The sequence below is a fragment of the Amycolatopsis sulphurea genome, assembly GCF_002564045.1.
Lineage (GTDB): Bacteria > Actinomycetota > Actinomycetes > Mycobacteriales > Pseudonocardiaceae > Amycolatopsis > Amycolatopsis sulphurea.
The window spans coordinates 1,481,053-1,506,386 of sequence record NZ_PDJK01000002.1; the positions used below are offsets into that span (position 1 = coordinate 1,481,053).

General features: G+C 67.6%; 22 protein-coding genes. 11 read left to right on the forward strand and 11 right to left on the reverse strand.

Annotated elements, in window-relative coordinates:
• Positions 1 to 292 precede the first annotated feature (292 nt).
• Together ATK36_RS12810 and wecB are read left to right on the forward strand one after the other, a co-directional pair.
• The gene (locus ATK36_RS12810) at positions 293 to 2,221 is read left to right on the forward strand and encodes an N-acetylmuramoyl-L-alanine amidase (protein ID WP_098511519.1); all 1,929 of its coding nucleotides are present in this window, start codon (positions 293 to 295) and stop codon (positions 2,219 to 2,221) included.
• Between the two features lie 79 nt (positions 2,222 to 2,300).
• Positions 2,301 to 3,461 carry a non-hydrolyzing UDP-N-acetylglucosamine 2-epimerase gene (gene wecB, locus ATK36_RS12815; RefSeq protein ID WP_098514851.1) on the forward strand — a complete coding sequence of 387 codons (1,161 nt, stop codon included), beginning with the start codon at positions 2,301 to 2,303 and terminating at the stop codon, positions 3,459 to 3,461.
• 4 nt (positions 3,462 to 3,465) lie between these two features.
• Here the strand turns inward: wecB and tsaD are convergent, their stop codons facing one another.
• From tsaD to tsaB, 3 genes are read right to left on the reverse strand one after another with little or no spacing between them, the layout of a single operon-like run.
• Positions 3,466 to 4,512 (reverse strand): tRNA (adenosine(37)-N6)-threonylcarbamoyltransferase complex transferase subunit TsaD, encoded by a 1,047-nt coding sequence (tsaD, locus tag ATK36_RS12820; RefSeq protein WP_098511521.1) that lies wholly within the window; start codon positions 4,510 to 4,512, stop codon positions 3,466 to 3,468.
• Positions 4,512 to 4,991 (reverse strand): ribosomal protein S18-alanine N-acetyltransferase, encoded by a 480-nt coding sequence (gene rimI, locus ATK36_RS12825; protein ID WP_098511522.1) that lies wholly within the window; start codon positions 4,989 to 4,991, stop codon positions 4,512 to 4,514. The genes tsaD and rimI overlap by 1 nt, the downstream gene beginning before the upstream one ends.
• Positions 4,988 to 5,653, reverse strand: coding sequence for a tRNA (adenosine(37)-N6)-threonylcarbamoyltransferase complex dimerization subunit type 1 TsaB (gene tsaB, locus ATK36_RS12830; protein ID WP_098511524.1), 666 nt, complete (start codon positions 5,651 to 5,653; stop codon positions 4,988 to 4,990). Before tsaB ends, rimI begins: the two co-directional genes overlap by 4 nt.
• 1,046 nt (positions 5,654 to 6,699) lie before the next feature.
• On the opposite strand from tsaB, the gene ATK36_RS12835 reads away from it, so the two are divergent.
• From ATK36_RS12835 to ATK36_RS12870, 8 genes are all read left to right on the forward strand, one after another.
• On the forward strand, positions 6,700 to 7,452 hold the full coding sequence (locus tag ATK36_RS12835; protein WP_245914325.1) for a transposase family protein: 753 nt from the start codon (positions 6,700 to 6,702) through the stop codon (positions 7,450 to 7,452).
• Positions 7,453 to 7,567: 115 nt separating this feature from the next.
• Positions 7,568 to 8,167, forward strand: coding sequence for a DUF3558 domain-containing protein (locus ATK36_RS12840; RefSeq protein WP_245914680.1), 600 nt, complete (start codon positions 7,568 to 7,570; stop codon positions 8,165 to 8,167).
• Positions 8,167 to 9,477 (forward strand): hypothetical protein, encoded by a 1,311-nt coding sequence (locus ATK36_RS12845; protein ID WP_170069713.1) that lies wholly within the window; start codon positions 8,167 to 8,169, stop codon positions 9,475 to 9,477. The genes ATK36_RS12840 and ATK36_RS12845 overlap by 1 nt, the downstream gene beginning before the upstream one ends.
• Before the next feature lie 2 nt (positions 9,478 to 9,479).
• Entirely contained in the window at positions 9,480 to 10,223 is a 744-nt protein-coding gene (locus ATK36_RS12850) for an ESX secretion-associated protein EspG (protein WP_098511528.1), read from the forward strand.
• Between the two features lie 79 nt (positions 10,224 to 10,302).
• A complete protein-coding gene (locus ATK36_RS12855; protein WP_098514852.1) occupies positions 10,303 to 11,721 on the forward strand; it encodes an acyl-CoA synthetase in 1,419 nt (472 codons plus the stop codon).
• A gap of 173 nt (positions 11,722 to 11,894) precedes the next feature.
• Entirely contained in the window at positions 11,895 to 12,401 is a 507-nt protein-coding gene (locus tag ATK36_RS12860) for a hypothetical protein (protein WP_098511530.1), read from the forward strand.
• A 26-nt stretch (positions 12,402 to 12,427) separates the two neighbouring features.
• On the forward strand, positions 12,428 to 13,711 hold the full coding sequence (locus tag ATK36_RS12865) for a carboxyl transferase domain-containing protein (protein WP_098514853.1): 1,284 nt from the start codon (positions 12,428 to 12,430) through the stop codon (positions 13,709 to 13,711).
• Positions 13,712 to 14,196: 485 nt separating this feature from the next.
• Complete coding sequence (locus tag ATK36_RS12870; RefSeq protein WP_098511531.1) at positions 14,197 to 15,546, forward strand: MFS transporter; 1,350 nt, start codon at positions 14,197 to 14,199, stop codon at positions 15,544 to 15,546.
• A gap of 60 nt (positions 15,547 to 15,606) precedes the next feature.
• On the opposite strand, the gene tsaE is transcribed toward ATK36_RS12870, so the two are convergent.
• From tsaE to ATK36_RS12905, 7 genes are read right to left on the reverse strand one after another with little or no spacing between them, the layout of a single operon-like run.
• Positions 15,607 to 16,080: a tRNA (adenosine(37)-N6)-threonylcarbamoyltransferase complex ATPase subunit type 1 TsaE gene (gene tsaE, locus ATK36_RS12875; RefSeq protein WP_425427382.1), complete on the reverse strand. Its 474-nt coding sequence runs from the start codon at positions 16,078 to 16,080 to the stop codon at positions 15,607 to 15,609.
• Entirely contained in the window at positions 16,068 to 17,156 is a 1,089-nt protein-coding gene (locus ATK36_RS12880; RefSeq protein ID WP_170069714.1) for an alpha/beta fold hydrolase, read from the reverse strand. The genes tsaE and ATK36_RS12880 overlap by 13 nt, the downstream gene beginning before the upstream one ends.
• Positions 17,153 to 18,271: an alanine racemase gene (gene alr, locus ATK36_RS12885; RefSeq protein ID WP_098511534.1), complete on the reverse strand. Its 1,119-nt coding sequence runs from the start codon at positions 18,269 to 18,271 to the stop codon at positions 17,153 to 17,155. Before alr ends, ATK36_RS12880 begins: the two co-directional genes overlap by 4 nt.
• Positions 18,272 to 18,300: 29 nt before the next feature.
• The gene (locus ATK36_RS12890; protein WP_098511536.1) at positions 18,301 to 19,401 is read right to left on the reverse strand and encodes an ABC transporter ATP-binding protein; all 1,101 of its coding nucleotides are present in this window, start codon (positions 19,399 to 19,401) and stop codon (positions 18,301 to 18,303) included.
• A 3-nt stretch (positions 19,402 to 19,404) separates the two neighbouring features.
• Entirely contained in the window at positions 19,405 to 20,844 is a 1,440-nt protein-coding gene (gene xylB, locus ATK36_RS12895) for a xylulokinase (protein WP_098511537.1), read from the reverse strand.
• Positions 20,834 to 21,637, reverse strand: a complete 804-nt coding sequence (locus tag ATK36_RS12900; RefSeq protein WP_098511539.1) for a DeoR/GlpR family DNA-binding transcription regulator — start codon at positions 21,635 to 21,637, stop codon at positions 20,834 to 20,836. Before ATK36_RS12900 ends, xylB begins: the two co-directional genes overlap by 11 nt.
• Positions 21,638 to 21,688: 51 nt before the next feature.
• On the reverse strand, positions 21,689 to 22,306 hold the full coding sequence (locus ATK36_RS12905) for a TetR/AcrR family transcriptional regulator C-terminal domain-containing protein (RefSeq protein WP_098511540.1): 618 nt from the start codon (positions 22,304 to 22,306) through the stop codon (positions 21,689 to 21,691).
• Positions 22,307 to 22,363: 57 nt separating this feature from the next.
• On the opposite strand from ATK36_RS12905, the gene ATK36_RS12910 reads away from it, so the two are divergent.
• Complete coding sequence (locus ATK36_RS12910; protein ID WP_098511542.1) at positions 22,364 to 23,878, forward strand: MFS transporter; 1,515 nt, start codon at positions 22,364 to 22,366, stop codon at positions 23,876 to 23,878.
• Positions 23,879 to 23,881: 3 nt separating this feature from the next.
• Here ATK36_RS12910 and ATK36_RS12915 read toward each other — a convergent pair whose 3' ends face one another.
• Positions 23,882 to 25,324: an NAD(P)H-hydrate dehydratase gene (locus ATK36_RS12915; RefSeq protein ID WP_098511543.1), complete on the reverse strand. Its 1,443-nt coding sequence runs from the start codon at positions 25,322 to 25,324 to the stop codon at positions 23,882 to 23,884.
• Between the last annotated feature and the right edge of the window lie 10 nt (positions 25,325 to 25,334).

A 25,334-nucleotide genomic window follows, 5' to 3' on the forward strand; every position in this document is an offset into this window, starting at 1 on the left:
GGTCGTCGAAAGCGTCGGCATGATGACTTACGGCTCATTCCACCCCCGCCGTCGCGGGTGCCGGGGCGTGTCCGGGCCGTGCGATTAGCACTCTATCCATGGGAGTGCCAGCTTCGCAAGGAGGACCCGCTCACCCAGAGCGAACAGCACCGATTCCTCGCCCGACCGGTGGACCACGGTCATCGTCCCGGCGACAACGGACACACTCCCACGCCCGGTTCATTCCCGTCCGCAACCAGGTCTTTCTGGTTAGGTTTCTCCCTAACGGCATCCGACCCTGGGGGTTTCCGCCATGGCCCGTCCGGTTTCCCGGCTTCCCCGGCGGCTGGCCGCGGCAGGAGCCGGCGTCGTGCTCGCAGCCGGCCTGGCCGTGCCCGCCCAGGCCGCCGAGTCTCCCCGGCAGCGTGAGTTCACCGACGCCGCCGCGGAGTTCGGTGTTCCGCTCGACGTCCTGCTCGGGGTGTCCTACCTGGAGTCCCGCTGGGACGACCACGCGGGTTCGCCGAGTACGTCCGCGGGATACGGGCCAATGCACCTCACCGATCTGCGCGCGGCAGGTGGAGTCGGCAGCGAGTTCGACAGCGGCGAAGATCCTCGGGGAGACGATGCCCGCCCGGCGCTGCACCCCGCCGCCTTCGCCGTGAAGCCCGCTGCTCCCCCGCCCAGCCTGCAGACTGTGGGCGAAGCCGCCGCTCTGTTGCACACCGACGCAGCGAAGCTCCGTACGGACGCGGAGGAGAACATCCGGGGTGGCGCCGCGCTGCTCGCGTACTACCAACAGCAGCTCGGCATTCACAGCTCGGCCGCGAAGGACTGGTACGGCGCCGTCGCGCGCTACAGCGGCGCTGAGGACACGACGGCGGCCCGTACGTTCGCAGACGAGGTATTCGACACCATCAGCAAGGGCCAGTCCCGCACGACGAATGACGATCAGACTCTCACGCTCGCAGCTGCCCTAGGCGTCACGCCTGATCGTACGCAAGTTGCGCGACTCGGTCTTCGCGCAGACGCGCCGACAGCGGCGGAATGCCCGAAGACCGTGGCGTGCGAATCAGTGCCCGCGCCGTACCAGGAACTCCCCGAAGGGGGTTACGGCAACCACGACGTCGCGGGCCGCCCACAGAGCCAGAAGATCGACTACATCGTCCTCCACGACACCGAGACCACCTGGGACACCGCGCTCAAGCTCGCGCAGAAGCCCAGCTACCTGGCGTGGCACTACACCGTGCGCTCGTCGGACGGCCTGATCGCGCAACATGTGCCAACGAAGGATGTCGGCTGGCACGCGGGCAACTGGTACGTGAACTCGAAGTCCATCGGGATTGAGCACGAGGGCTTCGGTGCGAAGGGCACTTGGTACACCGAAGCGATGTACCAGTCCTCGGCCAAGCTCGTCGGCTACCTCGCGCGCCGTTACGGGATCCCGCTCGACCGCGCGCACATCATCGGGCACGACAACGTGCCTGGCACCACGCCGTCGACCATTGCCGGCATGCACTGGGACCCGGGTCCCTACTGGGACTGGTCGCACTATTTCGATCTGCTCGGCGCGCCGCTGTGCCCCACCGCGCGACCGGGCTCGGGACTGGTCACCATTGCTCCATCGTTCGAGCACAACCGGATCACCTTCACCGGCTGCGACCAGAACGGCTCCGGAAATCCTTGCCCCGTCATGAATTCCGAAGCAGTCGTGCTGCATACCGAGCCTGCCGACTCGGCACCGCTGCTGAAGGACCCCGGACTGCACGGCACCAAACCGTCCACAATGGACGTCTCTGACGTCGGCAGCCGAGTGGCGACCGGGCAGCGGTACGCGATCGCAGGGACGCAGGGCGACTGGACGGCGATCTGGTATCTCGGGCAGAAGGGCTGGTTCCACAACCCGCGCAACGCCCCGGCCGCTGTGCCCGCACGCGGTTCGGTAGCGACCCCGAAGCCCGGTCACGCGAGCGTCCCGGTCTACGGTCGCGCGTACCCGGAAGCGTCCGCGTACCCGGCGAACGTACCCGTACAAGAACTCGCGCCGATGCCGTACACACTCGCGGCGGGCCAGAGGTACGCAGTGGGTAGCGTCGTCGGCTCCGAGTACTTCTCGGCGACCACCTTTGATCCCGCGAAGCACGTCGTCGTCCGCGGCAAGACGAAGTACGTGGAGATTCAATTCGGCCATCGCGTCGAGTACGTCGAGCTGGACGACGTACAGCTGCAGCCAGCAGCCTGAGGCTTCAGCCCTCGTTCACGCCGCGCGGCAGTATCTGCACGGCGACGGTTCTTCGGGGACACTCGAAGAGGTGAAAGTGGTGGACGTGATGTTGCTGGCCGGTACCCGGCCGGAAGCCGTCAAACTGGCCACGCTGGCCCAGGCGCTGGACACGCGTCCCGGGTTGCGGCCGTTGTTCGTGCACAGTGGCCAGCACCCGGGCATGGTCGAGCAAGCTCTGGCACAGTTCGACCGGGCCGTGGACGGCTGGCTGGAGGTCCCGCCGCGGAGGTCAGGCACGCAGGCGGAGCTGATCTCCGGCATGCTGCCCGCGCTCGACGAGGCGATGCGCCGGTACGCGCCGAGCGCGGTCGTCGTACAGGGCGATACCGCCACGGCGCTGGCTGGCGCGCTCACTGCGTTCTGGCTCGGCATTCCGGTAGTGCATCTGGAAGCCGGGCTGCGTACGCACGACCTGGCCTCACCGTTTCCCGAAGAAGGCACCAGGCAGATGATCTCGAGGATCGCCGCGCTACACCTGAGCCCATCGCCTGCTGCGGCTGCGACGCTTCGCGCTGAAGGCGTGCCCACCGAGCGAATCACGGTCGTCGGCAACACAGTGGTCGACGCAGTGCTCACCATCGCCGCGCGTGACCTCCCCGCGCGCGAGTCCGCGCTAGCGCTACTAGAGATGGGCGTCGCCGAAGCCGGAGAGCAACTGGTGCTGGTTACGTCGCACCGCCGCGAGTCCTGGGGCGAGCCACTGGCACGTACGCTGACCGCGGTCCGCCGGATCGTCGACTTACATCCGCAGGTCCAAGTCCTCTTCCCCGCGCACCCGAACCCGGACGTACGGGCCCAGGTGGAGACAGCGCTGAGCGACGTCTCGCGAGTAACGGTTACCGAGCCGCTGGAGTACCCGGACCTGGTTCGCGCATTGCGCCTCGCCACGCTGGTACTTACCGATTCCGGCGGAGTCCAGGAGGAAGCGCCGACGTTCGGCACCCCGGTACTGGTGCTGCGCGACACGACCGAACGCCCAGAGGCCGTGACAGCGGGCTGCGCCTGGCTCGTGGGCACCGACGTGGACCTGATAGTCACAGCCGCGGGCCACGTACTGTCCGGCGACCTCCGTGCAGCACCGGCAGCCAATCCGTACGGCGACGGCTATGCAGCCGTACGGTCAGCCGTGGCCATTGAAGCGCTGCTGGGACTCGCGGACCCGGCTTCGGCGGCAGACTTGCAGACCGCCACCGGTTAAGCCGTCAGAGGGACACAGTCTGCACCGGCAGGCCGGGGTTGGCGGAGAAGTCCAGCGGGGCTGCTGAGTGACCCGCAGCCACCACGTGGGCGCCTAGAGCCGCGATCATCGCGCCGTTGTCCGTACACAGGCGAGGCCGGGGTACACGCAGTTCGATACCGGCTTCGGCACAGCGTTCGGCAGCCAGCTCGGACAGTCGCGAATTCGCGGCGACGCCACCGGAGATCACCAACGTGCCGATTCCCTGTTCGCGTGCGGCACGGATCGCCTTCGCGGTGAGCACGTCCGCGACAGCTTCCTGGAAGGAAGCTGCCACATCGTCGACCGAGATCCCGTTGCCCGCGCGCTCTGCGTTTTCGACCCAGCGCGCGACCGCCGTTTTCAATCCAGAGAAGGAGAAGTCGAACTTCGCGTCGCGCGGGCCGGTCATCCCGCGGGGGAACGCGATCGCCGAACCGTTGCCCCGCTTCGCCGCCTTGTCGATCGGCGGCCCGCCGGGATACGGCAGGTCCAGCACCCGGGCCACCTTGTCGTAGGCTTCGCCGGCCGCATCGTCCACAGTGGATCCTAGTTCGGTGATGCGGGATGCGATGTCGTCCACCCGCAGCAGCTGGGTGTGCCCGCCGGAAACCAGCAGAGCGAGCACCGGCGAAGGCAGCGGGCCGTGTTGCAGGGTGTCGACTGCGATGTGCCCGGCGAGGTGGTTCACGCCGTACAGTGGCACATCGAGCGCCGCGGCGTACGCCTTCGCCGCCGAGACACCGACGAGCAGCGCGCCGGCGAGCCCGGGGCCGGCAGTGACCGCGATAGCGTCCACGTCGGACAGCTTGAGCCCGGCAGTGGCGAACGCCCGCTCCGCCGTCGGCACCATCGCTTCCAAATGCGCACGGCTGGCCACTTCCGGGACTACGCCGCCGAAGCGCGCATGCTGGTCGACGCTGGAAGCGACCTCGTCCGCGAGCAGCTCCACCGCACCGTCGTCGTGCAACCGGACGAGACCGACGCCAGTCTCGTCACAGGAGCTCTCGATGCCCATGATGACGCGGGACATCAGGGGGCCACCTCGTCTCGTGCTGGGGCCTGCGCGGGGCGGGCCATTGTGTACGCGTCGGCTCCAGACGGCTGGTAGTAACGCTTCCGGATGCCGAGCTTCTTAAAGCCGTGTGCCTCGTACAGGCCTACAGCGGTGTCGTTGTCGGTACGTACCTCAAGGAACACCGGCGCCGCCAACTCGTCGGCACGCGCCAGCAGCGCGCGTAGCAACGCCTTGCCGACACCATGACCCTGCGCTTCGGGCACGACGCCGATGGTGTGCACCTCCGCCTCGTACTCGCCACGACGGCCGACCACCGCCAGCCCCGCGTAGCCGAGGAACTCTTCGTCGTCCGAACGCGCGGCGAGGTAGTAGTGGCCCTGGTCGAGTTCCGAGTGGAACGCCCGGCTGCTCCACGGGTCGTCACCGGGGAATAGGAGGTTCTCGATCTCCACGCACTTCGCGACGTCAGTACGACGCAGCTTCCCCAACTTCATGGTGCAGTCACCCGCTTGCGTCCTACGGGCTCCACAGCGTCCGGCCGACGCAAGTACAACGGCGTGAGCGGCTTCGGCTCCGTACGTGCAAGCAGTTCGTCACGCGCGGTACGTACAAGCCCCGCCGTCGACGGAAACCGCGGCTCGATCGGCACTACGCCGACTGCGTCCGCGTACGTGAGCGCCCCGTCCCCCGCTGCGACGCGGATGTCTGTCTTCAACTCAGCCGGCCGCTGTACGTGCGGCCCATCAACGCGCGCACCCTCTGCGGCGTACGCCGCCCAGTAGACCTCGCGACGACGCGCGTCGGTGATCACGAGGAAGGGCTTGTCTGTGCGTACGGCTTCCGCCGCTATCGCGTCGAGACTGCACACCGGGTACACCGGAATGCCGAGCGCGTGTCCGTACGCACCGGCCGTGGCCATCCCCGCACGCAACCCCGTGAAGGGCCCCGGCCCCACACCGCAAACGATTGCGTCCAGCTCGCGCAGCGTTACACCCGCCTGCTCAGCCGCCGCCAGCGCATGCGGCGTGATGAGCTCCCCGTGCGCCCGCGCGTCAACCGTCACCCGTTCCGCCCGGACGACGACCCCGGACCCGTCCACCACGGCAATCCCCGCCGTCACCGCCGGGGTCGCCGTGTCGATCGCCAGTACCAGCACGATTTCCCAGGGTAGCCCTGCGACCGGCCCGTACCCGGAGCGGGCAGCCCGGCGCGCACCACCGCGTGCCCCGGCAGGCGATGATGCCTCCCGCGACGAACCCCGTGACCCGTGCTGGTGCGATCGGGCTACTCCTCCTGGCGACCACCGCATGCTCGTCCGTCTCCGGCCAGCCGACCCCTGCACCACCGAGCGGCACAGCAACCAATAGCGAACCGAGGGTGCCGCAGGTGACCACCCCGTTGAACGTGAGCAGATACGAGCAGGACCCGTGCGCCGTGCTCATACCTTCACAGGCCAATCAGGAGCGTTATTCAAAACCCTAGGCGATTGAGAAGAAGAACAGTCCGCGCGTGGCGTCGCAGGCGTCGCGGTAGGTTGAGCAGGGGCGGCGGTAGCCGGTGTGAAGTATTCGCCAGTTTTTGAAGTGTGAGACGACTCGTTCTATGGCTTTCCACGGCTCGGTCGGCGATTCACGGACTCGCCACACAAGCTCCTGCACCTGCGACAACGTGAGGCCCGTAGTACGATGGTAGCGCAACGGTTCTCCCCGGCATTGAGAATTCTTTGGCTGGAACTCTCAAATTTTCTCGCGAGAACCGTTGCCTTTCTCGGCGACACGCCGGAGTGGATCAGCAATTCACGTAATTACTCATAATGGTTTTTAATGACGCTCCTAGCAAATCTCTGAAAAGGTTCACATTCCTACAGCCACCCGTGCTCGCTTGTAATGAAGGTCGCAACGGCGGCAGTGACCACCATCAAGACCGGCACCCGAGTCCAGTCAACACGCACAGTAGCTTATCACTACGCAGGGTTCCGGCATCAGTGATACGGCCCGCTCGTACCCGAGCACGATGCCCAGCAAGATCAGACGGGCGAGCATCACGATCTCCGTAACCGGGGATTTCGCCCGCAGAGGGAACCTTGAGGCTTATTCACGGCACCTGAGATTGCCGTTTCCGGCGTGTCAACATCAACGGCGGCCCGTTTATTGAGAGAATTGGGTTTCCACACTCAGTACTCACAAAAACGGACCGCCTAACATGTATCATACCACTGGACTTACCATCGAGCAGATCACCGACCTGTGCGGGTTGGTCGACATGGATACCACAGCTGAGCAGCGTAGGTGGCCACCGATTCTGGGCCTGTTCAACTCGGCGGTGATCGCGCTGACATACATGCGATGCAATCGGGTTCAGGCCGAACTGGCGGAAGCGTACGAGGTATCTCAACCGACAATCAGTCGTGCGATCACCGGAATGACGCCGCTGATAGAACGTGTTCTCAGGAAGTTCGTGCCGACGGCGGACGAATTGGACGACCAGACGCAGTACATCGTGGACGGAACCCTGCTGCCGTGCTGGTCATGGGCCGATCGCCCGGAGCTGTACTCCGGCAAGCACAAGACGACCGGCATGAACGTACAGATCGCTTGCACCCTTGACGGACGACTCGCGTGGATCTCCGATCCCATCGAAGGACGCCGGCACGACACGTACTGCCTGAAGGAATCCGGGGCGCTTCTGACTCTGAATCCGGACAACTGGATGGGCGACAAAGGATACGTGGGAAATTATATGCTCACCCCGATCAAGAAGCCGAAGCACCGCAAGCTCTTGGACTGGGAGAAGGAATTCAACACCCAGATCAACAAGATTCGCTACGTCATCGAGCAGACCATCGCCAACGTCAAAACCTGGAGGATCCTGCACGCCGACTACCGACGGCCCATTGAGACCTTCGCGGAAACCATCTCAACGGTAATCGCTCTGCACTTCTATGCGGCTGCGTGAATAACCCTCCATGGGTACGCGAAAGCTTACGCGAACCAGCTGAAACAAGCTATCGCCAAGTATGAACAGCAAGACCAGGCGAACACGCACGACCTGGGCAAGGAAGGATGACCCCGTGACGAAAACCACCACCCGCACGGCAGCACTCAGCCTCCTGCTCCTTGTCGCCACTGCCTGCTCGCCCGCGCCTGGCACGCCAAGCCCCGCGTACCCGAGCAACATTCCGACGTCGGCGGCGAGCACAGGCCCAAAAGAGCCTCAGGTAACGAATCCGCTCGACGCAACCAAATTCGAGCAGAACCCGTGTTCAGCCCTTACCCAAGCGCAAGCCGCTCAAGTATTCAACGCTGTACGCAATCGGAAAATCACTGGAAATGTCGCGCCTATCTGCACTTGGAATGACAACAACGACAACAGTCTCAGCCTCGGCTTTCTCCCTGGCCAAGGGCTTTCCGCCAGCTACGAGAATGGCACAAACGCCGGGGGGGGCTACTTCGAAGTAGCCCCCATGGTCTCCGGGTACCCGGCCACATTTTCGGGCGCCACAGATGACCGCAAGAGCGGCGGGTGCCAAATCGGCGTCGGCGTCAAGAACGACGAGATCTTCACCTTCTCGGCGATCCTTGACAAAACTTCACCCTCCTACGGCGACCCATGTTCATTGGTGACCAAAGCTGCCGAAGCCGCAGTGGCAACGATCAAGGCAGGTGCATGATGGCGTTGACTCCGCAGCAGATCGTGGATTTGGTCAACCGTGGCAAAGGGTCGGCCGGCATGTACGACGGCGCCACTGTGGCGAACGGTTTGTCCCAGCGGCACGACGCTATCGCTGATCGGATGTTGCGGCTCCAGGGCAAGATGAGCCAGTACTGGGAAGGCGACTCGGCCGGGCAGGCCTACGCCGGGGCCGGGCCGCTCGTGGATGCTTCCAAGGTCAGCGGTCAGCACCTTGAACAGGCCAATCAGCTCTACACCGGCCAAGGAAACTCGTTCAAAGACCTCGACGGCAAGATCAAATCCGTAGGCAATATCGGCGACCGGCCTGCTGACGACTGGGTCAGCAACACACCGCTGTCCTTCCTCTCGAATCGATCCCACGACATCGAAGAATGGGACAAGAAAGCCCGAGTCGTGACTGAGGGTTACGGTCTCTATCACGGTCAGTCCACCGATAATTCCGGTCGTTGGGCCGACCCGTCCCAGTACGGTGATCTGGCCATGCCCTCGGCTGGTGGGGACTTCTCGGTCACCCAGCCCGGGGGGACCGGGACCGGGCACCTGCCGTCGGCTTACACGCCGGGTGGGACCGGCGGCACCGGGAGCACAGGCGGCAGCCACGCGGGCGGCTACAGCGGCGGCACCGCCAACCTCCCCGGCCCCGGTGCCGGCACGCACACCGGCTCGGCCTCGAACGGCAACGGGCCCGTCCCGCAGCAGGGCTGGCTCGAGCCGGGGGCTCCGCAGTTCCACGGAAAGGTGCCCGACACCACCACCTCCTCCGGCTACACCCCACCAGGCACGACGCCGGACCACGGTGCCTGGACCCCTACCGGTGGCCCCGCCAGCGGCAGCAACACCGTCAGCGGCAACAGCTTCGGCCCAGGCGGATCCGGGCCAGGCGGGTTCGGGCCGGGCGGATTCGGCCCGGGCGGGTTCGGGCCCGGTGGCACCGGCGGGTACAGCGGCGGCAGCGGAAGCGGCTCCGGCAGCAGCGGCGGACGCGGCTACAACGGGGCCGGCAGCAACGGCAACAGCCTCGGACGCGGCACCGGCGCCGGCTCCGGCACCGGAGCCGGCGCCGGAGCACTCGGCAACACCGAGCCCGCCAGTGGACGCGCGGCAGGTGCCGCCGGCACCCAGGGCCGGGCCGGTTCACCCGGGATGGGTAGCGGCGGAATGGGCCGCGGCGGCAAGGCCGAAGACGACACCGAGCACAAACGCGCCGACTACCTGCTCGAAACCGACCCCGACGACGCCCTCGTCGGCACACTCCCCAAGACCGCCCCACCGGTGATCGGGCTCTGACAATGCTCGTACTCGACCGTGAACTAGTGCTGCCCGCCGACTGCCTACCCCTCGCCGCAGAACTGGCCGGAGTGTCACTTCCCGCGGCACTGTCCCCCGACCCACTATGGCGCGACCCGGACGAAGCCAGGCACTACCGCGACACCGCAGTACAGAACCTTGCCGAGCACGGCACCTGGGGCCGAGGCGGACCACGTGAAGACTTCATGCAGACCATGACCGTACTGTGCCGCGGAGCCAGCGAACTCTCCGCGACCGTCGAGTCCCGGCCCAAGCATCACTACCGGCTGGTGGTAGCAGCCACCGGGACGGACGCGATACTCGCCTGTCACGTACCCGCGTCGGGGCAGGTGCTGCTGCGCCCGGCCCGGCCGGAAGCGCTCGCCGAGGAACTGATCAGCGAACTGCCCACCCTGCCCCCCGCGACCGGACCCGCCATGTCGGTACCGGAACCCGACCTGCGGCACGCCGCCAAGGGAACCCCAGCACGGCGCGACGTACGGCGGGTACTGGACGTGACCATGCTCCCCCGCACCGGCGCCGGCCAGATCACCGCGACCGTCCGCGACAGGCTCGGCCGCCGACGATCAAACAGCGACACCTGCACCTACTACGACACCCAACAAGGCCGTTACCTGTTCTCCATCAGCAAAGAACCCGGCCACGACCGCCACATCAACGTCACACCAGCCCGCCCCGAAACAATGACCGCGCAGCTGCGCGCACTACTGGACAACCTCCACTGACCGTGCGCATCGCAGGTGAGCACGGTGCGGCCGCGGTACGGTGCGGTGCCAGGTACCGCCGATGCAGGAGGTCCCCGAAGTGCTCGATCCGCTGTTCCCCGCGATCCACGCCGGTTCTGGGAAGGAAGCGCTCCGGTTCGGGGGGCGATCGCTGACCTACGCCGAGCTCGGCGCCGCCGCCGGTGCGCTGGCCGCCGAGCTGCCCGCGGGCAGGGTCGCGGTGTGGGCCACCCCGACTCTGCACACCAGCGTGGCGGTGGTCGCGGCACTGCTTGCCGGGATTCCGGTGGTGCCGCTCAACCCGAAGATCGGCGAACGCGAGCTCGCGCACATTCTCGCCGACAGCAGCCCCGCGCAAATCCTCGCCGAACCGGGTGCCGAGCTGCCGGACGGGCTCGCGGGGCTGTCGCGCCGTGACATTCCCCTCGAAGGCGCCGGGGCACCGCCCGCCGAGCCGGACGCGGAGACCCCGGCGCTGATCGTCTACACCTCCGGCACCACCGGCCCACCAAAAGGCGTGGTGCTCCCCCGCCGGGCGATCTCGGCCACGCTCGACGCACTGGAGGACGCCTGGCAGTGGAGCGCTGAGGACGTGCTCGTGCACGGGCTGCCGCTGTTCCACGTGCACGGGCTGATCCTCGGCATCCTCGGTCCGCTCCGCCGCGGCGGTTCGGTACGCCATCTCGGACGGTTCTCGCTCGAAGGCGTAACGAGGGAGCTGTCCACCGGCGCCACGATGTTGTTCGGTGTGCCGACGATGTACCACCGAATTGCCGAGTCCGTGGCTACCGGCGAGGAGCTGACCGCGGCGTTGCGGCGAGCGCGGCTGCTGGTGTCCGGGTCGGCCGCGCTGCCGGTGCACGATCACCAGCGGATCACCGCGGCGACGGGGCAGCAGGTGATCGAGCGGTACGGGATGACCGAGACACTGATGAACACCAGCGTGCGAGCAGACGGGGAACGCAAGCCAGGTTCGGTCGGTGTCCCGTTGGCTGGGGTGGGCCTGCGGCTGGTCGACGAGTCCGGCGCGGAGATCGACGGCCGGGACGAAGTCGGCGAGATCCAGGTCCGCGGGCCGAACCTGTTCACCGAGTACCTGAACCGGCCGGACGCGACGGTGGCCGCGCTCGACAACGGCTGGTTCCGCACCGGCGACATGGCTACCCACGACGATGACGGATACGTGCGGATCGTCGGCCGCAAGGCGACCGACCTGATCAAGAGCGGCGGTTACAAGATCGGGGCCGGGGAAATCGAGAACGCGCTGCTGGAACATCCTGGCGTCGCCGAGGCGGCGGTGACCGGTGAACCGGACGACGATCTCGGCGAACGGATCGTGGCCTGGGTGGTGCCCGCCGGGTACCGGCCGGATGCCGGTGAGCTGGCCGACCACGTGGCGAAGCTGCTCGCCCCGCACAAGCGGCCGCGCGTCGTGCGGTATCTGGATGCGTTGCCCCGCAACGACATGGGCAAGATCATGAAGCGAGCACTCGGGTGAGCACGGCAGGTGCGCTGATCATCGGGATGGCGGCGACATGTACCGAACTGCCAACGGGCGAACAGCGAACTGGACAGCCCGGTTCACCGACGGGGCTACCCACAGACGCGCACCGCCCCAACCGAACGCACTGGCGAAACCGAGGTGGGCAAGAACGTGAAGCGAGCATTCCGGTGACCGGCACACGTGTCCTGACCATCGAGATGGCGACAGCATTCACGGAACTACCGACCGACAGTCGCGAACCGAACCATCCGATCCGTCGGCCGGGCTACCTGCGGACGTATGCAACCGCAGCCAAGCGCGCCGGCAAAACCACCATGGGCACAGAACATGAAGTGAGCACTCCGGTGAGCACGACACCTGCGCTGATCATCGAGATGAGGGCGGCATTCACCGAACTGCCGACGGGTGATACCGAGTTGCCGACAGGCGACCGCAAACCGGGAGACAGTGAACCGGACGACGTCGGCTCGATGACGTCTGCTGGACGGCGTGACACCGGCTGGATGACACCAGCCGGACGGAATCAGCGGGGCGACGCCGGCTGGGCGGACAACCCGATCCACGGACAGGGCCGTCCACGGGCGTGCTCGGGTCGCCCGCCAGCGCAGGTAGTCGCGGATGACCATGCTCGCGTTATCGAGATGGGCGAGAAGATGAAGCGGGCACTCACGTGACCACTGCACGTGCGCTGATCACTGGGATGACGTCGTCATTCACCGAGTTATCTGTCGACAGTGGGGAACCGGATAATCCGATCGGCTGGCCCGAGTACCGGCAGACGCACGCAGCCGCAACCGAACGTACTGGGGAGACCGAATCGGTCGTAGTCGGTGAGGCGCGTATCGGTGACGTGCCGGCTGTGTTGATCGCTTGGGAGTTCGGCTTTCTTGGGGGTTCGCTGGGGCAGCGCACGGGTGACCGGATTGAAGCTGCGTTCGCCTGTGCGAGGGAAAGAAAACTGCCGGTCGTGTCCTTGATCGCGACTGGTGGCAGCCGGATGCAGCACGGGATGCGGGCGCTTTCGCAGCTGCAGCGGATCGCCCGGGCATCGGCGGCGGCGCGGGCGGAGGGTGTCGCGCAGATCTCCGTGCTGCGCGACCCGACGACCGGGGGTGGCTGGGCGACGCTCGGCGCCGGTTCCGACGTCGTACTCGGGTTGCCCTTTGCACAGGTGGGTTTCGCCGGATCGCGCGTGCGCCCGGCGACGTCGCCTTCGGAGGCGTATACCGCTGAAGCGAAGTTCGAGTGGGGGCAAGTCGACCGCCTCGTCGAGCCGGATGAGCTCGCGGAGGTGCTCACGCGCTGGTTGCGTTTGCTCGCCTCGCCAACGGCCGAGCCCGCACCGCCGCCTGCCGCGTTGCGTGAGGTTTCCTTGCCTGAAACGGGTTGGGAAGCCATACAGGCCGCGCGCGCCTCTTCACGACCACGCGCCGCGGAATACCTCGACGCATACTTCGGCTGGCGAGAGAACGTCCAAGGCGACCGCGCGGGCAACGTCGACCCAGGGGTGCTGTGCGGCTTCGGCTGGCGGGACGGACGCACGATCGCGTACGCCGCGCAGTGCGGCACAGCGACACGTCCGGCCGGCTTCAGGACTGCGGCGCGTCTGGTGCGTACCGCATCCCGGCTCGGCATCCCCGTGCTGACGCTGGTGGACACTCCCGGCGCGGCGAACGACGCAGACGCCGAGCAGGCCGGTGTCGGCCCGGCGATCGCGGAGCTGTTCGAAGCGATAGCCACCGCCACGGTGCCGGTCACGACCTTGGTGATCGGCGAGGGCGGTTCCGGCGGGGCATTGGCATTCGCCGCTCCGGAAGCGACCTGGATGGCACCGGACGCCTATTTCTCGGTGACGTCCCCGGAAGCGGCTGCCGCCATTCTGAAGCGCCCGCTTCGGGACGTCCCGGAAGTGACGGAAAGACTTCGGGTACGGCCCGAGGACCTGGTTGACCTGGGGCTCGCCCGAGGAATTGTGCAGCCCTGACGAAAGGGCCCTCAGGCCTCGGCGCGGACCTTCCAGTTGCGCTGGGCGTACGCGACGAGGCCGGAAGCCACCGCGACTCCCGCGGTCGCACAGCTGGCAATGGCCACGAATACTGCCGTCATTACGGCTCCTCCTCACTGGGTGCAACGCGCCGGGTTCAGTGATCGGATCCGGATGATCCGCACGGGCCGCCCGGCGCTTGCCGATTGGTCCTGCTATTCGGTGTTGTACCTGGTACACCGCCTGAAATGGGAGCGGTGTTACCGCCCCCACTCAGCCCGATCGAGTGAGACACATCACGTTATGCTGCCGGGCCGCCCTTACTGGGTATCGATCATGGGGCTCTGCCGGACCGACCGGCCGGGAGGGAGCCCGGAGCCGGGAATCAGACCCGGTCGGAAGGGAGCAATGTGGCACAGGCAGCTGAGGCCGGGGGGACGGCGCAAGGTTCATCGGGAGAATTCACGGTCACCGATCCCGCGACAATGCGCCGGGCCGTGGGTGCGGCCGCCGTCGGGAACATCACCGAGTGGTTCGACTTCGGGGTCTACGGGTACCTTGCGACGACCATCGAGGCCCAGTTCTTCCCGCCGGACAACCACGCGCTGGCCCAGCTGGCGACCTTCGCCACGTTCGCGGTCGCGTTCCTGGTGCGCCCGCTCGGCGGGTTGTTCTTCGGCCCGCTCGGCGACCGGATCGGCCGGACCAAGGTGCTGGCCATCACGGTGATCCTGATGGCCACCGGGACATTCCTGATCGGCCTGATCCCGTCGTACGCCCAGATCGGCATCGCCGCGCCGATTCTGCTCGTCTGTGCCCGGGTCCTGCAGGGCTTCTCGACCGGCGGTGAGTACGCGGGCGCGATGACCTTCATCGCCGAGTACAGCCCGGACCGCAAACGCGGATACTTCGGGAGCTTCCTGGAATTCGGCACCTTTGTCGGATATGCGCTCGGTGCCACGGTTTCCTCGGTGCTGCCGCTGATCTCCACCCCGGCCTTCATGGACTCGTGGGGCTGGCGGATCCCGTTCATGATCGCGCTTCCGCTCGGCATCACCGGCGTCTACCTGCGGACGAAGCTCGAGGAGACGCCCGCGTTCCAGCATCTGCTCGAGGAATCCGGCGCGCGGGAGGGCGCCGCGGCCAAGCATGTGCTGCGGGACATCTTCGCGAAGTACTGGCCCGCCATGCTGCTGGCCGGTGGCCTGGTGGTCACCTGGAACGTCACCAACTACATGCTCACCGCCTACATGCCGACCTACCTCAAGGACTCGGACACGATGGAGGCGCACGGCGGGCACGCCATCTCCTCCACCGCTTCGGAGTGGCTGCAGATCGCGGTGCTGTGGGCAGCTGTGTTCATCATTCCGCTGCTGGGCAGGCTCAGCGACAAGGTCGGCCGCAAGCCGATCCTCTGGGTCGGCGCCGGTGGCCTGGTCGTGCTGGGTATCCCGATGGTGCTGCTGCTCAAGAGTGGTTCGGTGATCGCGGTGCTGATCGGGCTGGTCCTGATGGGCCTGCTGCTGATCTGCTTCTCCGCGACCGGCCCGTCCACCCTGCCCGCGCTGTTCCCGACCGAGGTTCGCTACGGCAGCCTGTCGATCTCGTTCAACATCTTCGTGTCCGCGTTCGCCGGTACCGTTTCGCTGGTGATGAGCGCGCTGGTGCTGGCCACCGGCGACCTGAACTGGCCGGGGTACTACCTGATCGTGGCCGGAGTGGTCGGCGTGATCACGTTGCTGAAGCTCAAGGAGCCCGCGAACAAGCCCCTGCCCGGTTCGCCGCCCGCGCCGGCCACCGTGGAAGAGGCCCACGAGCTGGCCGCCGGTCGCTGAAGGTCGTGTAAGAAGCTGTGAAGGGGCCCTTCACGGACTCTGAGTCCGTGAAGGGCCCCTTCACAGCATTCGGCTCGGGGACGCCGGCAGCGGGCGAGCGGTCCAGGTGCCGTGGGGTTCGAGGGTGGCGGTGCGGGTGTCGTCGTCGTGGCGGGACAGGCGGACGACCAGGTGGTCCTCGTTGAGCCGGTCCGCGCTGCCTTCGCCCCATTCGACGACCACTGCGGAGCTTTCCAGGTCGGTGTCCAGGTCGAGGTCGTCCAGCTGGGACAGGTCGCCGCCGAGGCGGTAGGCGTCCACGTGGATGAGCGGGACGCCGCTCGGACCGGCGGCGTGTACGCGTGCCAGTACGAAGGTGGGCGAGCTGACTCGGCCGCCGACGCGCATGCCGTCGGCGATACCGCGGGTGAGCGTGGTCTTTCCGGCGCCCAAGGGACCGGCCAGCAACACGAGGTCGCCCGCGCGCAGCGTCGCGCCCAGCGCGCGCCCGAACGCCATCGTGTCCTCGGGGGTCTCCAGGATCACCTTGTCCACCACCAGTTCCGCCGGTTCGGGGCCGCGCTGCCACCACAGCGTTGCAGTAGGTCTATGAGATAGCTGTTCACCAGCTCGGGTTGTTCGAGTAGCACCATGTGGCCGGCGCCGCGTACGCGCACCAGCTCGGCGTCTGGCAGTTCGGCTGCGATCCGCTCGGCGTGCGAGAAGGGCGTGAAGCGGTCCGAGTCGCCGCCGATCACGAGTACCTGCGCGTGTTTCAGGCCGGCCAGCGCGGCATAGCGGTTGTGACTGCCGAGCGTGTCGACGAAGTTCAGCAACCCGCGTACCGACGTCACTCCGAGCATTTCCAGCATGAAGTCGACCAGCTGTGGCGATACGTCGCGGCTGCCGAAGGCGAGCCGACGCGTCGCCTGCCGGGTGAGCTGTCCACCGGCGGCGCGTACGAACTCCACGAGCCCCGGCTGCCAACCCGCCAGCTCACCGACGCCGCGAGTGAGCGGGTTGTACTTCGACAGCAACGAACGCGGCAACCCGCGTGCGCCGACTTCGCCGGCCGCAGTGGCGATGAACGCGACGCCGCATACGCGTTCCTCAAACAGTTCCGGACGCTGCGCCGCAAGTTCCATGATCACCATGCCGCCCATGGAGTGTCCCATGAGGACTATCGGCCCTTCAGGTACCAACGCACGCAGCACGCTGTCGAGATCGTGCGCAAGCTGTTCGATGGTCGACGTCTCGGGGGAAGCTTTGCCGGACTGACCGTGGCTGCGATGGTCGTAGTAGACCTGCCGTACGCGAGGCAACCGCAGCGAAGCGACGTCGCGGCGCTGGAAGTGCCACGAACGGCGAGACAGCGCGAAGCCGTGTACGCCGACAAGGGTCAGTTCCGGCTTCTCACCGTCCGAAGGATCGATTTCCTCCGCCGAAAGCGGCGTACCGTCCTCAGCGGCGACAGTCGAGGTCCGGTCCGGCTTCAACTCTCCCAACGGCTCTTCGGGGGGCGAGTCCTCGCTCGGCTTCCGCTGTTGCGCGGCCACGACCGCGGCAGCCGCGCCGGTGACCAAAGCGCCCACGCCGCCGATGACTGCCCACAACCGTGCTGAAGGCTTCACAACCGCTCCCCCACGTAGCGTCGCCGAACCCGAGGCCGGTACATCGATGTGACGATCTCGTAGTCGATGGTGCCGAGTTTGTCCGCCCACTCACGCGCGGTCGGCTCCCCTGCGTCCCCCGCGCCGAACAGCACGACCTCGTCCCCCACAGCCGGTGCGTCGTCGCCACAGTCGACCACCAGCTGGTCCATGCACACCCGCCCGACGACAGGACGTCGACGGCCGCTGACCCACACATCCATACGGCCCGACAGCGACCGTGGCACGCCGTCTGCGTACCCGACGGGCACGAGCGCCACGGTGGTGTCGCGCGGCGTGGCCCAGGTCTGTCCGTACGACACGGACTCCCCGGCAGGCAACCGTTTGGTGAGCACCACTGCGGACCGGAAGGTCATCACCGGGCGCAGGTCGTCGGCGGTGTCCACCGGGTTGAGCCCGTAGGTGGCGATGCCCGGACGGACCAGGTCGAAGTGCAGATCGGGCCGGGTGAGCAAGGCCGCAGAGTTCGCCAGGTGCCGGATCGGATCCAGCCCGGCCGCCCGCGCACGGTCGTACGCGTCGGTGAATCGCTTCGCCTGCGAGTCGATCGACGCGTGGCCGGGCTCGTCCGCGCAGGCAAGGTGCGACCACACCGCGACGACATCGATCTCCGGGGAAGCAGCCGCCGCCTCGACGAGCGCGGGCCACTCCGCGGGCGGACAACCGTTGCGGGACAAGCCAGTGTCGATCTTCAGGTGCACGCGTGCCCGTTTGCCGGCACGGCTGGCGGCGTCGGCGATACGTCGCAGTTCGACGAGCGAGCTGGCACCTAGGTCGACGTCTGCCTCGATGCCCGGCGCGAAGTCCACGTCAGGCACGTCGAGCCAGCTGAACAGCCGCGTGGTCAGCCCTGCGGCTCGCAGCGCCAACGCTTCGGCGAGAGAGCACGTACCCAGCCAGGTCGCGCCGGCCTCGGCTGCGGCGCGGGCGACCGGCACCGCGCCGTGCCCGTACGCGTCGGCCTTGACCACGGCCATCACCGCCGCACCGGAGGCACGCGAGGTCAGCAGGGAGACGTTGTGTCGCACAGCGTCGAGGTCGATCACGACCTCGGCCCGTGGGGAACTGGCAGTCATAACGACCACCAGTTTCCCACGGCGGAGGATCAGGGCAGGCGCTGCCCGGAGGTGCCGGAGAACACGTGCAGCTCGTTCGGACGGATCCGCAGGTGCAGGGTGTCGCCGATGGTGGGTGGGGTACGCGGGTCGACGCGCGCGACCACGTTGCGTGACGAGCCTTCCGCGGTGGCTTCGCCAGCGGCGGTGAGCCTGCCGTAGACGTACGCGTCGGAGCCCAGTTCCTCGACCAGTTCGACCTTGATCGGCAAAGTCCCCTCGGCGTCGGTGGTCACCTCCAGCGACTCCGGGCGGAAACCGAGCGTGACCGCGTTACCGTCTGCCGCGGCGCGGATCTCCGGAGTGAGCGGGACGCTCGCACCGCCGACTTCAGCGCCTTCGGCAGTGAGCTTCGCGGTGACGAGGTTCATCGCCGGGGACCCGATGAAGCCTGCGACGAAGACGTTCGCCGGCTTGTCGTACAACGCGCGCGGGGTGTCGCACTGCTGCAACAGACCGTCCGACAGCACAGCGACGCGGTCTCCCATCGTCATGGCTTCCACCTGGTCATGCGTCACGTACACGGTGGTGACGGAGAGCCGACGCTGTAGCGCGGCAATCTGCGTACGCGTCGACACGCGCAGCTTCGCGTCGAGATTGGACAGCGGCTCGTCCATAAGGAACACCTGCGGTTCACGGACGATTGCACGGCCCATCGCGACCCGCTGACGTTGACCGCCTGAGAGCGCCTTCGGCTTACGGTCGAGGTACTGCTCGATGTCCAGCAGCTTCGCGGCGTCGAGCACCTTCTGCTTGATCTCCGACGCCGGACGGCCGGCGATCTTCAGCGCGAAGCCCATGTTCTGCGCCACGCTCATATGCGGGTACAGCGCATAGTTCTGAAACACCATGGCGATGTCGCGCGAACGCGGCGGCAGCTGCGTGACATCGCGATCGCCGATCCACACCGCGCCTTCGTCGATGTCCTCGAGACCGGCGAGCATGCGCAGCGCGGTGGACTTCCCGGAGCCGGACGGGCCGACCAGCACCAGGAACTCGCCGTCGGCGATTTCCAGGTTCAGCGCATCGACGGCGGGGCGCTCGGTGCCGCTGTACCGCCGAGTCGCCTTGTCGTAGGTGATAGTGGCCATCGGTCAGTCCTCTCCGAACTTCACGGGGACCCCGTGCGCGGCTTGGCGCGCTTCGAGGTGGCGACGCTGGATTTCCTTGCCCACGAGGCGCTGCGCCTCAACCGGCTCGTCCAGCTCAAGCCGGCTTTCCGATCCTTCGCCCAACCACGCCGGCGGTTCAGCAGTACCGGCGAGCGCCCAGGCGGCCTGACGCGCGGCACCGAGTGCGACGTACTCACCGGCTTCCGGGATGACTACAGGCACACCGAGCACGATCGGCGCGACCGCGCGCACCGCAGCGGACTGCGCGCCGCCACCGATGAGCTGTACGCGCCGTACGTCCATGCCTTGCGCGCGTACGGCGTCCAACCCGGCTGCAAGCCCGCACAGCATGCCTTCCACCGAAGCGCGCGCGACGTTCTCCGGCGACATGTTCGTACGCGTAAGGCCATGCAACGAGCCTGTGGCGTCAGGCAGGTTCGGAGTGCGCTCGCCATCGAGGTACGGCAGCAACGTCAGCCCGCCTGCGCCTGCTTCGGCGGACAGCGCGAGACGGTCGAACTCCGGCAGGCCGACGCCCAGCATCGCGGCACCGGCAGTGAGTACACGGGCAGCGTTGAGCGCAGCGGTCAACGGAAGAAACCGGCCGGTGGCGTCGGCGAACCCGGCAACCAGCCCACTCGCGTCGGCGGAACCGTGTTCCGTGACGCCGAAAACGGTGCCACTGGTGCCAAGGGAGATCACGGCGTCGCCCGGCGCCAGTTCCAGGGCCAAGGCTGCCGCCATGTTGTCTCCCGTACCCGCGGAGACCAGCATGCCGTCGGCAGTATGCCCAGCAACGTCCGAAGGGCCGAGCACGGTAGGCAGCTCCGGCGTACGGCCGCCGAAGGCGTGCGCCAGCACGTCGTGCCGGTAAGCGTTCTCCGAGGGCGAGAAGTACCCCGTGCCGGACGCGTCGCCTCGATCGGTCACCGCGGTCTCTGGACGGTCGAGCAGCCGCCAGGTGAGCCAATCGTGCGGCAGCAGTACGCGCGCGACGCGATCAGCAAGCTTCGGCTCGTGCTCCGCGAGCCAACGCAGCTTGGTGACTGTGAAGCTTGCGACGGGCACCGAACCGACCGACTTCGCCCACACGCTGGGGCCACCCAGCTCCTCGGTGAGGTCTTTCGCCGCCTGAGCGGAACGCGTGTCGTTCCACAGCAACGCGGGGCGCACGACCTCACCGGCTTCGTCGACAGTGACCATGCCGTGCTGCTGGCCGCCGATGCCGATGGCCGACACGCCCTCCAGTACGCCACCGGTGGCTTCGCCGAACGCCTGCCACCAGGCGGCCGGGTCCACCTCGGTGCCCTCCGGGTGCGGCGCGCGACCGGTACGCACGACTTCGCCGGTGCGCGCGTCACAGACCACCACCTTCGTCGACTGGGTCGACGAATCGACCCCGGCCACCAGCTCAGCTGTCATAGGGCTGCCCTTCCTCGACGTGTTCCACCATCTCGACGGCCGTACCCGCGTTGAGCGCGGCCTCGATCTCTTCGGTCGGTGTGGCCTCGCTGGTGATCAGCAAGTCGTAATCGGCGACCGTGCCGTGCGCATACGTGGCAGTGCGACCGAACTTCGCGTGGTCGATCACCAGCACGTTGCGGTTCGCGAAGCGCAGTACGGCCTTCTTCAGCTCGGCATAGTCGCGTACGGGGTGAAAGAGCCGACCGACCGCGACCGCGCTCACCGAGACGAACGCTATGTCCGCGTGAGTGCGCTCCAGCAACGCGAGCACATCGGGACCAGAGCAGGAGTCGTACTCGGGGTGGTAGCGCCCACCGGCGACCACGATTTCGACGCCTTCGCCAAGCAGCCGGGCGGCCTGCAGGGAATTGGTGACCACGGTCAGGCCCGCGACCCCGGAAAGCCGCTCCACCAACGGAAACAGTGTCGTGGAGTCGTCGACGAACACCGTCTGGCCTGGCTCGACCTGCCGGATCGCGGCCTCGGCCAGCGCGTCCTTCTCGGCCGGGTGCAGCGTGAATCGGCTCGCCGTTTCCATGATGAGCGCCGGGTACGCCTCGACCTTGCCGCGTAGCTTCCGCAGCAGCCGCCGCTCGTCGAGGTCGTCGAGGTCGCGGTGCATCGTCATGAGACTCACCCGGAACCGCGCGGCGAGGTCGTCGATCCGCACCTCGCCCGCCTCGATGACGTGGTCGAGGATCTCCCGACGACGCTGCTCGACCGAAGCATCGGACGAGCGAGTCCTGGACATGCCTCATTCTTACCAGATATCACACCCAGAGTTACCACATAACTCGATAACTCAGGGTGCTTCGAGCACTTCGGCCGACCGGAGGATCTGTTCGAGACCGAAGCGGAAGCGGGCGTCGAACTCGGCGGCATGGAACTCGTCCACCACCGAGTTGAGCACCGGAAACTCCTCCGGCACGCGCTCCGGCAGGTCGGCCCCCGCGGAGGCCTGCTCCTCCTGGACGAGACCGAGGGTGAAATAGAACAGGCTCCAGCTCGTCCAGATCGCGGTCCGGCGAGTGGGGCACCCCTCCAGCAGCGCGGTCACCACGTGCTCGCTGAAGCCGAGCGTCCGCGGCCCGGTGACGAAGGTGCCGGCGACGACCCGGGCGCCGTCGCGGTGTCCGAGCATCGCGCCACGCAGCCGCTGGTGCAGCTCGACGACCCGGGCGTCCCAGCCACTCGGCAGGTCGTCCAGATCCATCTCGGCGAAGATCGCCTCGGCCAGCAGGTCCATCAGCCGCGCTTTGGTGCGGATGTGCCACATCACCGTGTTCATGCTGACCCCGAGATCCGCGGCAATGGCCCTGGTGGACAGCTTCTCCAGACCACCACGGTCCAGCACCGCGAACGCTGCCTCGATCACCTGATCGAGTGTGATCCCCGCCTTGATCGGTTGTCTCTTGGTCACCGATCAAGTATACCGGAACGGTACCTTACTTGGTCACTGATAGAGAAGGGCCGGATCATGCAGACCGGAGTACAACCCGCGACCCGGCCTGGCCGGGTGCTCGTCGCGGTCACCTTCGCCGTGGTGGTGGTTCTGATGGGGAGCACGATCCTCAACGTCGCGCTGCCGACCATGCAGGCAAGCCTCGGCGCGAGCACCACCGAACAGCAGTGGATCCTGAACGCCTACACGCTCACCTTCGCCGGATTCCTGCTCGTCGCGGGCACCGCGGGCGACCGGTTCGGGCTGAAACGGCTGCTGATCTGGGGGCTGATCGCCTTCGCGCTCACGTCGGCGGTCACCGGTTTTCTCAGCTCCCCGACGGCGGTCATCGCGCTGCGCGCGCTTTCCGGGGTTGCCGCGGCGATGATCATGCCGACGAGCCTCGCGATCATCCTGCGGGCTTTCCCCGCCGAAAAGCGTCCTCGCGCCATCGCGACCTGGGCCGCGGCCTCCGGGGCGGGCGCCTCATTCGGCCCGGTCCTCGCCGGAGCCGTGCTCAGCTCGGGCCTGTGGTGGGGTTCGGTGCTGGAACTCGCTGCCGTGCTCACCGTGATCGGTCTCGTCGTGGCCCTGCGCTGGGTACCGGAAATTCCCAGCAGTGGCACCGGAAAGCTGCGGATGATGCCGGTGCTCGGGTCGCTGGCCGGGATCAGCCTGCTGGTGCTCGGCGTGGTGCACGTCAACAGCGGTGGCTGGGGCGCGCCGGGTACCTGGCTGCCGATCGCCGCCGGAATCCTCGTGCTGGCAGGCTTGCTGCTCGCGGAGGCCCGGCATCGCACGCCGCTGGTCGACGTGCGGCTGTTCCGGCACAGCTCGTTCACGATGGCGACGGTGGCGCTGACTGTCGTCACGCTCGTCGTGTTCGGCTACCTGTATTACACCGTGTTCTACCTGCAGACGGAGCGCGGTTTCTCGCCACTGCAAGCAGGTCTGGTCATGCTTCCGCCGACGATCGGCTCGGTGTCCGGCGCCCCGCTGTCGCGCTGGGTCGCGACCAAGATCGGCACCCGCGCGACCATAGTGAGCGGGCTCGCGATCATGACCGTGTCCTTCCTCGCCGCCATGGCCCTCGGCAAGGACACCAGCATCGCGTTGTTCATGGTGGACAGCGGGGTGCTCCAGCTCGGCTTCGCGATGGTGCTGACACCGGCCACCACCCTGGCGACGTCCACGGTGCCTGCCGAACGCTCCGGCGCCGGGTCCGCGCTTCTGAACACGCTGCGCCAGCTCGGCGGCGCGCTCGGGGTCGCGGTGCTGGGTTCGGCCCTGTGGTCGAGCTACGGCTCCACGATGACCGACCACCTCGCCGCCGCTCCTGAGGCGGTCCGGCAGACGGCCACGAAGTCCCTGAGTGCGGCGCTGTCCACGGGCGACCCGGTTGCGGTGACCGCTGCCGGTCCGGCCTTCCTGGACGCCATGCAGCTGACGAATCTGGTCGCTGCCGCCATCACCGGGCTCGCTTTGCTGGTGGTACTTCTGGTGCGCTCGAAGCGCCACGCGGAACCGGAACTGGCGGCCGCCGCTTCGTAGCGATCACGCGACGGCGCGGATCAAGCGGAGTGCGGCAGGAATCGCGGCGACCAATCCCGAGGCTGACGTCGGTACGTCTTCGGCGGCGAGGGCGCCGGCCAGGGAATGCACTTGGGCGGCGGCTGCGGCAGCGAGCCACGGGTCGAGACCGGCCGCGAGCAGCGAGCCGACCAGGCCGGTCAGCACATCGCCGGAACCTGCGGTGGCCAGCCACGAACCGTGTGGCTGGTTCACCGCGACCCGGCCGTCCGGCGCGGCGACCACCGTGCAATGCCCCTTGAGCAGCACCACCGCGTCGTACTTCGCGGCTGCTTCGCGGGCGGCGGCCACCCGGTCCACACCCGGGCGACGGCCCATCAGCCGCTCGTACTCACCCGCGTGAGGGGTCAGCACCAACGGTGTGTCCGGGTCGCGCGCGTCGAGGACTTCGGGCGTGTGCGCGATGATCGTGGTCGCATCGGCATCCGCGCACACGGGCACGTCTTGGCCGAGGATGTGCCGCAGGACCTCGCGGCCTTCCGCGCCCGTGCCGATGCCGGGGCCGACCACCCACGCCTGCACCCGGCCCGCGTCGGTGACCGAACCGGTCGCGACGATCTCCGGCCAGCGTGCCCGGACCACGTCCGCGGCATGCCCGGCGTAACGCACCATGCCCGCCGTCGCCTGCACTGCGGAACCCGAGGCGAGCACGGCGGCACCCGGGTAGGTCGCCGAACCGGCCGCGATGCCGACCACGCCCTGGCTGTACTTGTCGTCCCCCGGACCGGGCACCGGCCACACGGCGGCGATGTCCGCCGGCTCCAGACGGTACAGATCCGGCTCGCCGAGCGAAGGCCGCAGGCCGATGTCCACCAGCACGACCTCACCGCACTCCTGCGGCGCCAGCGCGTGCACCGGCTTGAGCGCACCGAAGGTGACCGTGCGCGTCGCCGTGACATGCGGGCCGTCGGCGGCACCGGTGTCCGGATCGACGCCACTGGGCAGATCCACCGCGACCACCGGCGCTTCCACCAGCCCGGCCAGCCGCGCGGCCTCCGGACGCAACGGGCCACGCGCCGAAATACCGACGATCCCGTCGACCACGACATCGGCCCGGGAAATCCACTGTGGACCGTCCACAGAAGACACCGCACGGCCGCCGGAACGACGCAGCGCGGCCAATCCCGCCGCGTGCGTCTTCGCCGGGTCGAGCAGCACCGCGGTGACCGCCACCCCGCGGCGACGCAGGAACGCACCTGCCCACAACGCGTCGCCGCCGTTGTTGCCGGATCCGACGAGCAGCACGGCCCGCCGCCCGGACACCCCGCCGGCCCCCTCGGCCAGGACCGCGGACACCTGCGTGGCCAGGCCGAACGCAGCCCGGCGCATCAGCTCGCCGTCCGGCGTCACCGCCAGCAGCCGGTCCTCGGCCGCCCGGATCCGTGCGGTGGTCCAGATTCCCTGCACGGCGGCGGCC

Coding starts and splice junctions, on each gene's coding strand:
- ATK36_RS12890 (WP_098511536.1), bottom strand. CDS start 19,401: ATGGCCACTATCACCTACGACAAGGCGACTCGGCGGTACAGCGGCACC.
- tsaD (WP_098511521.1), bottom strand. CDS start 4,512: ATGTCCCGCGTCATCATGGGCATCGAGAGCTCCTGTGACGAGACTGGC.
- ATK36_RS12910 (WP_098511542.1), top strand. CDS start 22,364: ATGCAGACCGGAGTACAACCCGCGACCCGGCCTGGCCGGGTGCTCGTC.
- alr (WP_098511534.1), bottom strand. CDS start 18,271: ATGACTGCCAGTTCCCCACGGGCCGAGGTCGTGATCGACCTCGACGCT.
- ATK36_RS12835 (WP_245914325.1), top strand. CDS start 6,700: ATGTATCATACCACTGGACTTACCATCGAGCAGATCACCGACCTGTGC.
- ATK36_RS12850 (WP_098511528.1), top strand. CDS start 9,480: ATGCTCGTACTCGACCGTGAACTAGTGCTGCCCGCCGACTGCCTACCC.
- xylB (WP_098511537.1), bottom strand. CDS start 20,844: ATGACAGCTGAGCTGGTGGCCGGGGTCGATTCGTCGACCCAGTCGACG.
- ATK36_RS12900 (WP_098511539.1), bottom strand. CDS start 21,637: ATGTCCAGGACTCGCTCGTCCGATGCTTCGGTCGAGCAGCGTCGTCGG.
- ATK36_RS12810 (WP_098511519.1), top strand. CDS start 293: ATGGCCCGTCCGGTTTCCCGGCTTCCCCGGCGGCTGGCCGCGGCAGGA.
- rimI (WP_098511522.1), bottom strand. CDS start 4,991: ATGAAGTTGGGGAAGCTGCGTCGTACTGACGTCGCGAAGTGCGTGGAG.
- ATK36_RS12870 (WP_098511531.1), top strand. CDS start 14,197: ATGCGCCGGGCCGTGGGTGCGGCCGCCGTCGGGAACATCACCGAGTGG.
- ATK36_RS12845 (WP_170069713.1), top strand. CDS start 8,167: ATGGCGTTGACTCCGCAGCAGATCGTGGATTTGGTCAACCGTGGCAAA.
- ATK36_RS12865 (WP_098514853.1), top strand. CDS start 12,428: ATGACGTCGTCATTCACCGAGTTATCTGTCGACAGTGGGGAACCGGAT.